Raw genomic sequence first — 10327 nt, forward strand, 5'->3', positions numbered from 1 at the left:
CCACACGTTAATTACCATTCCGTAACTCACGTATCCTGTCTCTTAACATGGCAGCATCTTCATAATTCTCAAGTTCAACTGCCTCTTTCAGCTTAGCCTGAAGAAGATCTATCTCTTCTTCTGTATTAATCCCATCATCACCTGTCTCATCAGCCGTATCAGCCATCGGTGCCTCAGCATATTTCTTGCCTGTATGAATATTGCTTCCGTGTATCTTTCTTATGTTATCGTCTATAAGCGGTCCGAATACATTATAGCACTCTGCACATCCGAACTTGCCAACCCGTGTAAATTCTTCAAAATTCATTCCGCACTTAGGGCATACAATATGTGCCATCGGGTCATCCGCCGTACCGGCATCAGCTCTTCCTGCCGCAAAAAGTCCCGTCAGGAACTTTGCAAATGGCATATCGGCACCAAACATGCTTCCATACTCTGCCGGCATAAGCTTTGATGCACACTCACTGCATATGTGGTGCTCGCTTCTGACACCGTTAACAAGTTCCGTATAATGAATCGTTGCTTCCCTTTCATTACATCTCTCACAAAGCATAACGCTCAACTCCTATTTTATATAGTCATCAATAATATTATCAACCATCGTATGAATCTCATCCTTAGTTATGCACTTGCACATAGCCTGTGCTATTACAACCCTGAGCTGCTTCTCAAGCCTCTCCAGCGCCTCGAGCTTATCAGAATCAACGGCTATGATTGCGCCATGTCTCCTGTCAAGCTTAATATAACCTTCCTGCTTAAGTATAGTATATGCTTTATTAACTGTGTGCATGTTGATTCCGACATCATCCGCCATCTGCCTTACTGAAGGCAGCGAATCCCCCTCTTGAATCTGTGATGTTGCAATTCCCAGAATAATCTGATTACAAAGCTGCATATACAATGCTTCATCACTGTTAAAATCTACTGTTACAACAATCATTGCCTGCACCTCCCAGTATCTTTTGTTATATATATGCTATAACAAGAAAGGCATTTTGTCAATATATCCCGGTGCATGAGTAATAATTCTCTCCTGCACCGGCAGATATATTAATAAATGCCTTTTTTACGGCAGACATACAGCTGTCCAAAATATACCACTGCAGCAATCATAAGTGCTGCAAGAAGCGACACCGTGTTGCCTGCAAATACATGAAAAAGCCTGTATGTAAGCCATGCTGCGATTCCCATTACAACTGAGCAGATAAGCGGAACCACATAAGTTATTTTGATTTCCTGTCTGTAACCTATTTCATTATACAGCTCTATAAGATTCAGTATAAATATTATTACCGGGAATGATGCACTTCCTATTACAAGCGCATATATTCCAAGTCTTGTAAACTTAAGAAGTCCCCATGTCAGAACTATATGGACAATAAGTGAAATAAACGAATGTCTCACCGGAGAATTAATCCTGTCAATTCCCTGCAGCGCAGATGAAGTAACTGTTGACATTGTGTAGAACACAACCGCAATTGCGCCTATCTTAAGCATCATTGCACCCTCAGCGCTGTTATATCTCGGAAATAAAAGCTGTATTATCGGGCCGCCAAGCATTATAAGACCGATAAATGACGGAGTAGCAATCATCATATTAATCTTTATCGTCGCTTCAATCTTGCTTCTTATATCATTAATCTTGCCCTGTGCATACGATGCCACAACACTCGGAAGCATTGATGACGACATTGCAGATGCCACACCCATCGGAAGATTAATAAGCATTATATAACTTGAATTATAATTACCGTTCGTCTTGGATATCACATCCGAAGCAGTTCCTATTGACTTCATGATATTGGCATACATAATATCATCAATTGCCGCACTGATCTGATAAAATGTCTGGCCTATCATTATAGGGATAGCAGTAAGAGCAATCAGCCTGCAAAGCTCTGCCGTTGTCTCAGTGGCTCCCCATCTGTCATGATTCATCTTTCTTGTAAATGCAGGCCGGTACACCATATACACAAAGCCTACAAACAGCAGTGCAGTAAATGCACCCATTGCCGTACCAAGTGTTCCACCCGCCGCACCATATGCCGCAACATCAGAAGCACCTTTGTAAGCCTTTACAAGAAGATACCCTGCAAGCACGCTCACTATTGCATTGACAACCTGCTCTGCAAGCTGGGATACGGCAGTTGGAATCATCGTCCCATGTCCCTGAAAGAAACCACGGAACACTCCGAGCGCCGCAACTATAAGGACTGTGGGTGCAAGCACACGAAGAGGCATTGACACTCCCGGATAGCTGCCTGCATATACAACATTTTCAAGGAAATCCGCACCAAAGAATATGAGAAGTGCTGCCGCACCACCTGTACATAATGACAGAAGCAGTGCTGTTTTGAACACTCCGAAAGCATTACTGTACTGTTTTTCAACAAGTCTTGCCGAAACCAGCTTTGATACTGCCATTGGCAGCCCGTAACAGGATATTATAAGTGCAATATTATAAATATTATATGCGACACTATATATTCCATTGCCTTCACTGCCAATAATATTAAGGAGCGGTATTCTGTATACCATTCCGATTATCCGAACCAGAATTCCTGCCATGGCAAGAATTCCACCATGAATTATGAACTTTTTTCCTATACTGTTATTCTCAGACATGGCCAGTCTCTCCGAACCTTTATCACTTAATTGCAAAATCCGCAAGATACCACTTGCCGCTCTGCTTTACAAATACATATGAAAGGTTAGTATCATAAGTCTTATCGCCTGTATTCCAATTAACATACAAATCAAAATGGACATCACAGGAGAAGCAGTCATCTGAATACTTAACAAAATTGCTTATCTCATTGGATTTGAACTCATATGTATAATTCTTACCCCAAAGGAACGCCCATACAGCCGGAATGTCACTTACATACTTTTTGGCATTACCTGTCATATAACTCTTAAGACGTGTAAGGCTTCCTTTATTAATGATATATTTACCATATTCAATATTAATATTCTTAATATTGTCACTCTGGCCTGCAAGAAGTTCATCATCTGAAGGATATGCTGCCGTATATGTTCCATCAGCACTCTCATCTTTCTTAAGTTCGAGCTGCCTTCCATTAAGGACAGCCGTAATCTCCGGCTCAGCCATAAGTCCCTCAATCCTGTAGACATTATTACACGGAACCTTAACATAATCGCCGACATTCTTTGCTATCTCTACAGGTACACCCTGCTCCCGGATAATATCTTCTCCTGCCTGCTTTCCGTTAATTGTAACAACTGCATCTGAAGGAGCTGTTATCGTAATTGCATTATCTTTGCCAAGGAATTCGCCGAATGTAACTGCGTCAACAGCCCATACTGAGAATCCTCTTCTGTTCTTGCCTGTCTCCTTAAGAGACACCTTGGCAATATTCTTATCATCTGACTTTACAAGATATACCGGACTATCATTGGTATATTCACCACTTTTTCTTGCAAATGTAAGGTTGCCGTTTACGGTATTCTCAAGATATTTTCTCACATTATCAACATCTTCATAAGGACTTATTTCTCCAGCATTCTGATTAACAAGATTATCAATATTCTCAGATGAGAATTGTGTCCTGATTATATTATCCATTGCCACATCCGGCATACCTTTTTCGTACGCACCAAGCAGTCCGTACACCCATATCAGGCCTATAACAATAAGTCCGGCAAGTACGCCCGAATATATTGCCAGGAACTTCCAGTAGCCTTTAAGCCTTCTTTTCTTCTTATATCTTCTATCTGACTTCTTATCTTCGATCATCTGCTTATCCCTCTTATTTTACAAGAAATGCCGTAGGACACTGTCTTGGTCCTGTTGGCGAATATGGTGTGTTAATTACCGAGCCTTCATAATACATCTGTGTTGATGTTCCGCCATCCATAGTAGACGCATTAACGGCTCCGTACTGCTGCATTATATAGAGAAGATCCGCAAATGACGCCCCGAGGCTGTTAGCCTGACGTCCGTCTATTGCAAGCAGAAGAACTGCGCCATCCGCTCTCTGACCTACAGCCGTACGCGGATTAAGTCCTCCGCCTACACCTGATACATCCTGTGCCTCGCCATTGATAATAAGAAATGGTCCTATGCTGCTGCTTATACTTACACAGTCACGCATCCCCATATCAAGAGCCTGCTGTCCTGTCATGTTACCTACAACAAGTATGTTATCCTTTGTAAATCCCGTAACATGGCATCTTGTAGCTGTATCCCCGTTAACAATCCTGCCATCTGTCATTACAAGACCTACAGGCATAGCAGTATATGTAAGCTCTCCGTCAACAAATTCTCCTCCGTTGACACCACCCACTGCATTATACCGGGCTGCTATCTTGGCAACGACCTTACCGTCTCCCTCAAAGAACTGCGGAACTGTTCCCACAAACACCCTTGAAGGATCCTTAATAATCATAAGCTTGCCGCGATAGGTTGTTCCCTTAATATCAACAATCTCTATATCCTGACTCTGTTCTTCGCTCTCATCAGAAGAATCTGTTCCCGATGCCATTGTCACAAGGCTTGTGTTTGTAATGACATCAGTATCTTTTATTGAATTCTTCTCTATGATAGCCTTCACCTCATCCTCTGAGAAAAACCAGTTGGCAATGAATCCAATGGCACTTGTCTCTCTGAGTGACATAACAAACTGTTCCTGCGCAGTCCTGGACGGGCCATATACAACAACACACATAAGTGCATATATTCCTCCGCACAGTATCACCAGCGTTACGATTATCGTAAGAAATACCTTTCCTATAGCACTAAGAACCCTTCCGGGCTTTCTGTCCTTTCCATCGTCCTCCGGGTCAAGCATCTGTGAGTCATCCACTTCAAACAATTCTACTTCTTCCCTCTTCCTTCGTCTGTTCTCTGACATTACATTTCTCTCTTTCTATTTTCTGAATACCCATCTTCTCTGTATCTGAAAACTTATTAAAAATAATATTGTGTCTATAACTGCTTTGGACACCACAGTAAGCACGCCGCCCAATGAAAGCACATCTGTTACCATCCACACAAGGTAGTACGAAACCAGCATCTGTACAACACAGAGTATATAGTATCTTACGAGTGACTTTCCAACGTTGCCGTCATCCTTGAAAACTGCTTTTCTGTTCATCGTATAATTAAACAGTGATGATATAATTCTGGCAGTCACAGTTGCCGTAAATACAGCCGTCTTAGTCTCCATGACCTTAACACACAGCCATCTGATTATTGCAAACGCTCCAAGGTCGATTCCCGATGATGCAAGTGAGCTGGCCATAAACTTAAGTATCACGCCATATATCTTGAATGAATCCCTGAAAGGGTGAAAATGCGTTGAGGCATTCTCTTCTATGTACACAGTCTCTATAGTAACTTCACTGTACCCTATTCCAAGTCTTCCCATCTCAAGCAGCATATTGGTCTCATATTCAAACCTCTCACCGCTTATTCCTGCAAATGTCTTAAGATACTCAGCAGGTATTGCCCTAAGTCCTGTCTGTGTATCATGTATATTGATTCCACATGCCGTCCTGAATACAAAGCTTGTTATATTATTGCCAAATCTGCTCTTAAATGGTACATTATCTCCGGAAAAATCTCTTGAACCAAGTATAACCTTATCCTTAGATTCCAGCATGGCATTAACACACTTCATTATATCTGATGCCTGATGCTGTCCGTCACCATCAACAGTCACAACACCATCTATGTCCGGTCTGTTCGCCAGACAATATTCAAATGCTGTCTTAAGTGCACGTCCCTTGCCTTTGTTAACCTCATGGTTAAGCATAGTGCACTGCGGATATTCCCTGACCCTGTTAAAAGGTTCCATATGCCCGCTGTCACTTCCGTCATTCACGAGAATGATATCTTCAAATCCATGCCGGATTAACGAATCCACCACCCTGACAAGCTTCTCATCCGGATTAAGTGATGGAATTATGACTGATATATTCTTCATATTGCCTCATTTCTGCAATGTTGATGCTATGTTTTATGCTGCTGCACATACTCTATTATTTTATAACATCTTATACTTTTTTGCAAGAAAGTTGTAACACTGACAAGCCGCCTGCCATATTAATGTATTGTAAACATAATAATCTCCCTGGGAGGATTTAACATGAGTGATTTAGCAGCAACAAACTGTGGATGCAACAGCTGCGGATGTGGCAGTAACTGTGGAGGATTCGGTAACAATTCATGTCTGTGGCTCATCCTCATTCTCTGCTTCTGCGGATGTGGCAACAATGGTCTCTTCGGTAACTGCGGCGGATGTGGCTGCGATGACGGCTGTGGAAGAAATGGCGGCTGCGGTGACAATTCATGCATCTGGCTCATCCTCATTCTCCTCTGCTGCGGTGGCTGCGGCTGCTAATTTTGTAAAATTACAGCTGCACCACAACTGCATAAGCATCTTTGAAGAAATGCACCGGCATCGGTCCGGTGCATTTTTTGTTTATTTATTCAAAAAATACACTGACTTTTTCATCAGCAGCTTTTGTATTGCAGTCTTTGGCGTTATCTTCCCCGGTTCCGTGTACCATAGAAAGCTTCACTTCATTTTCAATCACGTCTCCATATTTCTCCTGCCGGCACTGCGCATCTATCTCATAAACCGCATTGCCTTCAATAATGTAATTCTCATTCAACTGCCATACCTCTTTCCACAAATACTGTCAATATTATTATATGTTCACTGTTCTATGAATGTAATATATCGAATATAAATGATACAAGCAGACAGATATGGAGCATGTATGGGATGTCAGACAACCATGCCAATGACTGAGTTTGATATTATAACCACAGACGATACCACACAGATGATGAAAGCAATTATTCCGTACATTGACTTTCCTCTTCAAAAAAATATGGCCATAATGATAAGAATCAAAGAACTTCAGGATACCATACGCTGCTACAGCAGCAGCCAGTGCATATTTCTCAACAAAGCCTCGTGCGGAAGCAATGATATGATGGATGCTTTATGTAAGTACGGTCCACCCGATATTGCTTCAGGCATAAATACAATCCGTCAGATGTCACAATTCTCTGATATTATGAAAATGTACAATGATCTGGAACAGTCTTCCGGTAATGTCATGAATGATGCTGCATCACAGGACACTAACGAATCCTTCAATACCCCTAAGGACAACATTGACAATATTGGGAATATGGACAATATGGAACAGAATCCACAAATGAAGAATATAATGAATATGATGAATGATACAGAGAGCTTAATGGATGACAGCCAGCGCAGTCTCTATAATGAGTATCTCGAACAGCTTGATGATATCATCGCAAAATCTGAACAGGCGGAGGACTAGATAATGGAAAATATTCCAAACATTGACCCTAAAAAAATGGCATTAATCAATGAATTTAAAAAAATGGCTGAAGGCAAAAGCAGTAATGAAATGCTGCCGCTCCTTCTTGCAGTCTCAAAAAAGTCAAAATCACTTGGATTAAAATTCTCGAACGAAGAAATGAAAATAATAATTGATTCGCTGATGTCGGAGGCAACGCCTGCACAACGCCAGCAAATCAATATGATGTTAAACATTATGAATCAGTAGAAATATGACAGCTGCTATCCATGCAGCCATTATTACCGGCACGCCTATTGTAAACTTTGCGTGCTTTGTCTTATGGTGAAATACTTTCATACCGGCATAAGCACCTACCGGGCCGCCCGCAAGGGCAAGCCCGATAAGCGTTGCTTCCGGTATACGCCACTGTCCCTTAACTGCTTTCCTCTTATCCATTCCATACGCTGCAAATGCTATAAGATTAATCAGTATAAGCCAGATAATGGCAATTATTATCAATATCTGTCCGAATGTCATGGTGTATATGCCTTCGGCTTACTTTGCAACGATGTTGACAATCTTGCCCGGAACATAGATTTCCTTGATAATTGAGCCTGTAAGCTTATCACCAAGCGCTGCCTTGCCTGCTGCAAGCACATCATCCTTAGCTGCGTCTGCTGCGATTGTAATTACAGTCTTTGTCTTGCCGTTAAGCTGTACAGCAATCTCAACCTCATTATCCTTCATTGCATCTTCATCATACTCCGGCCATCTGTTGTTCTCGAATACGCTTGTATCATGTCCGAGTACCTCCCAGAGTTCCTCAGCTACGTGAGGTGCAAACGGAGCAAGAAGTGTTACCATTATCTCAAGAGTCTTCTTATCTATTCCGCCCTGCTTCTTTGCAAGCTCAATGAACTTATTGTTGTATTCCATGAAACCGCTTATTACAGTATTAAGACTGAAGCTTTCAAGACGCTCAGTAATATCATGAACCATCTTATGCTGAAGCTTTGTACACTCATCTGTCTCAGGAACATTCTTGCCGGCATTCTCATGTACAAGATTCCAGAAACGTGTGATGAATCTGCGGACACCGTCAATACCTCTGTCATCCCACTCTGCATCTGTCTCAGGTGGTCCTACAAAGAGCTCATACATTCTCAGTGAATCACAGCCGTAGTCATTAACAAGTGTATCAGGCGATACAACATTGCCCATTGACTTACTCATCTTCATAGCCTTAGTACCATACTTCTCAATATCATCAGGCTTCTTGCAGATCATACCCTGATTAAAGAGCTTCTTGAATGGCTCGTCAAAGTCAATAACTCCGATGTCATGAAGGAACTTTGTGTAGAATCTTGAATACAGAAGATGAAGAACTGCATGCTCTACACCACCGATATACATATCTACAGGAAGATACTTATCAGCCTTCTCACGGCTTACAAGCTCCTTATCATTCTTATTGTCAACATATCTTAAGAAATACCATGAAGAACCTGCCCACTGAGGCATTGTATTAGTCTCTCTCTTAGCAGGCTTGCCACAGCATGGACATGTTGTATTAACCCATTCATCAATTGCAGCAAGTGGTGACTCACCTGTTCCTGTAGGCTCATACTTCTCAACCTCAGGAAGAAGAAGCGGAAGCTGATCCTCAGGTACAGGAACACAGCCACAGTCAGGGCAGTGTACTATAGGAATCGGCTCACCCCAGTATCTCTGTCTTGAGAATACCCAGTCACGAAGCTTGTAGTTCGTAGTCTTTCTTCCGAAGCCCATCTTCTCTATCATAGCAGGAGCTTCCTTCTTAAGTACTGAAGATTCCATGCCGTTCCAGTCGCCTGAATTAATCATTGTTCCGGCAGCTTCTGTATATGCTTCTGTCATGTTCTCGATTTCCTTACCATCCTTGGCAATTACCTGGATGATTGGAAGGTCGAACTTCTTGGCAAATTCAAAGTCTCTGTCATCATGTGCAGGTACACACATAATTGCGCCTGTACCGTAATCAGCAAGTACATAATCTGAAAGCCAGATTGGAACCTTAGCTCCGTTCAGAGGATTAATAGCATAGCTTCCCGTGAACACACCTGTCTTTTCCTTATCCTGCATTCTGTCGATATTAGAACGTGTTGATGCTCTGTAAATGTAATCGTCAACAGCCTTGCGTGTCTCATCCGTAGCAAGCTGCTTAGCCATCTTATGCTCAGGAGCAAGCACCATGAATGTTGCACCATAGAGTGTATCAGGACGTGTTGTATATACAGTTATGCTGTCATCTGTTCCTTCAACCTTGAAATCAACCTCTGCACCGTATGAACGTCCGATCCAGTCTGTCTGCATCTTCTTAACCTTCTCAGGCCAGTCAAGCTTGTCGAGGTCATCAAGAAGTCTGTCTGCATAAGCTGTAATCTTAAGCATCCACTGCTTAAGATTCTTCTTGGTAACAACCGAATGACATCTCTCACAGCATCCGTTTACAACTTCCTCGTTAGCAAGACCTGTCTTACATGATGGACACCAGTTAATAGGCATCTCCTTCTCATAAGCAAGACCAGCCTTGAACATCTTAACGAATATCCACTGTGTCCACTTATAGAACTCAGGGTCTGTTGTGTTAACTTCCATATCCCAGTCATATACTGCTGAGATTTCCTTAATCTGTCTCTTTATATTAGCAACATTGCTTGCTGTAGATATCTTAGGGTGAACTCCTGTCTTAATAGCGTAGTTCTCTGCCGGAAGACCGAATGCATCCCAGCCCATCGGATGAATTACATAATATCCGTGGAGCATCTTGTAACGGCTCCATACATCACTGATAACATATCCTCTCCAATGTCCTACATGAAGACCACTTCCTGACGGATATGGGAACATATCAAGACAATAATACTTTGGCTTCTTGCCATCGTTCACGTTAATCGGCTTTGCCTGCCAGTTACCGCGCCACTTTTTCTCTACTTCCTTATGGTTATAACGTACTTCTGCCATAACACTCCTCCTATATTCT

At 42.1% G+C, this 10327-nt stretch carries 12 protein-coding genes; 3 read left to right on the forward strand and 9 right to left on the reverse strand.

The genetic code is table 11. The annotated features are described in order from the left end of the window. Positions 1-7: 7 nt before the first annotated feature. The 6 genes from NQ488_10195 to NQ488_10220 all read right to left on the reverse strand — a co-directional run bounded on the left by NQ488_10195 (position 8) and on the right by NQ488_10220 (position 5948). A complete protein-coding gene (locus NQ488_10195) occupies positions 8-553 on the reverse strand; it encodes a UvrB/UvrC motif-containing protein (protein UWN94944.1) in 546 nt (181 codons plus the stop codon). A gap of 12 nt (positions 554-565) precedes the next feature. Beyond that, positions 566-937, reverse strand: a complete 372-nt coding sequence (locus NQ488_10200) for a GntR family transcriptional regulator (protein ID UWN97144.1) — start codon at positions 935-937, stop codon at positions 566-568. Positions 938-1050: 113 nt separating this feature from the next. Next, positions 1051-2625: a polysaccharide biosynthesis protein gene (locus NQ488_10205; protein UWN94945.1), complete on the reverse strand. Its 1575-nt coding sequence runs from the start codon at positions 2623-2625 to the stop codon at positions 1051-1053. A gap of 22 nt (positions 2626-2647) precedes the next feature. Then, positions 2648-3757, reverse strand: a complete 1110-nt coding sequence (locus NQ488_10210; protein UWN94946.1) for a hypothetical protein — start codon at positions 3755-3757, stop codon at positions 2648-2650. Positions 3758-3770: 13 nt separating this feature from the next. Next, complete coding sequence (locus NQ488_10215) at positions 3771-4874, reverse strand: phosphodiester glycosidase family protein (GenBank protein UWN94947.1); 1104 nt, start codon at positions 4872-4874, stop codon at positions 3771-3773. Between the two features lie 15 nt (positions 4875-4889). After that, the gene (locus NQ488_10220; protein ID UWN94948.1) at positions 4890-5948 is read right to left on the reverse strand and encodes a bifunctional glycosyltransferase family 2/GtrA family protein; all 1059 of its coding nucleotides are present in this window, start codon (positions 5946-5948) and stop codon (positions 4890-4892) included. Positions 5949-6110: 162 nt separating this feature from the next. On the opposite strand from NQ488_10220, the gene NQ488_10225 reads away from it, so the two are divergent. Next, positions 6111-6365: a chorion class high-cysteine HCB protein 13 gene (locus NQ488_10225; GenBank protein ID UWN94949.1), complete on the forward strand. Its 255-nt coding sequence runs from the start codon at positions 6111-6113 to the stop codon at positions 6363-6365. An 85-nt stretch (positions 6366-6450) separates the two neighbouring features. Here the strand turns inward: NQ488_10225 and NQ488_10230 are convergent, their stop codons facing one another. After that, on the reverse strand, positions 6451-6639 hold the full coding sequence (locus tag NQ488_10230; protein UWN94950.1) for a hypothetical protein: 189 nt from the start codon (positions 6637-6639) through the stop codon (positions 6451-6453). 108 nt (positions 6640-6747) lie between these two features. Between NQ488_10230 and NQ488_10235 the strand changes: the two genes are divergently transcribed. Then, on the forward strand, positions 6748-7323 hold the full coding sequence (locus tag NQ488_10235) for a hypothetical protein (protein ID UWN94951.1): 576 nt from the start codon (positions 6748-6750) through the stop codon (positions 7321-7323). A gap of 3 nt (positions 7324-7326) precedes the next feature. Next, entirely contained in the window at positions 7327-7572 is a 246-nt protein-coding gene (locus NQ488_10240) for a hypothetical protein (protein UWN94952.1), read from the forward strand. Here NQ488_10240 and NQ488_10245 read toward each other — a convergent pair. Then, complete coding sequence (locus tag NQ488_10245; protein UWN94953.1) at positions 7552-7842, reverse strand: DUF1294 domain-containing protein; 291 nt, start codon at positions 7840-7842, stop codon at positions 7552-7554. The genes NQ488_10240 and NQ488_10245 overlap by 21 nt on opposite strands. Before the next feature lie 18 nt (positions 7843-7860). Beyond that, a complete protein-coding gene (gene leuS / locus NQ488_10250) occupies positions 7861-10308 on the reverse strand; it encodes a leucine--tRNA ligase (protein UWN94954.1) in 2448 nt (815 codons plus the stop codon). Between the last annotated feature and the right edge of the window lie 19 nt (positions 10309-10327).

This window comes from [Bacteroides] pectinophilus, assembly GCA_025146925.1.
Lineage (GTDB): Bacteria > Bacillota > Clostridia > Lachnospirales > Lachnospiraceae > Bacteroides_F > Bacteroides_F pectinophilus.

Excerpts from the sequence above, each read along its gene's own strand:
- NQ488_10195 (UWN94944.1), bottom strand. The coding sequence starts at position 553 with ATGCTTTGTGAGAGATGTAATGAAAGGGAAGCAACGATTCATTATACG.
- NQ488_10205 (UWN94945.1), bottom strand. The coding sequence starts at position 2,625 with ATGTCTGAGAATAACAGTATAGGAAAAAAGTTCATAATTCATGGTGGA.
- NQ488_10210 (UWN94946.1), bottom strand. The coding sequence starts at position 3,757 with ATGATCGAAGATAAGAAGTCAGATAGAAGATATAAGAAGAAAAGAAGG.
- NQ488_10215 (UWN94947.1), bottom strand. The coding sequence starts at position 4,874 with ATGTCAGAGAACAGACGAAGGAAGAGGGAAGAAGTAGAATTGTTTGAA.
- NQ488_10220 (UWN94948.1), bottom strand. The coding sequence starts at position 5,948 with ATGAAGAATATATCAGTCATAATTCCATCACTTAATCCGGATGAGAAG.
- NQ488_10225 (UWN94949.1), top strand. The coding sequence starts at position 6,111 with ATGAGTGATTTAGCAGCAACAAACTGTGGATGCAACAGCTGCGGATGT.
- NQ488_10235 (UWN94951.1), top strand. The coding sequence starts at position 6,748 with ATGGGATGTCAGACAACCATGCCAATGACTGAGTTTGATATTATAACC.
- NQ488_10240 (UWN94952.1), top strand. The coding sequence starts at position 7,327 with ATGGAAAATATTCCAAACATTGACCCTAAAAAAATGGCATTAATCAAT.
- NQ488_10245 (UWN94953.1), bottom strand. The coding sequence starts at position 7,842 with ATGACATTCGGACAGATATTGATAATAATTGCCATTATCTGGCTTATA.
- leuS (UWN94954.1), bottom strand. The coding sequence starts at position 10,308 with ATGGCAGAAGTACGTTATAACCATAAGGAAGTAGAGAAAAAGTGGCGC.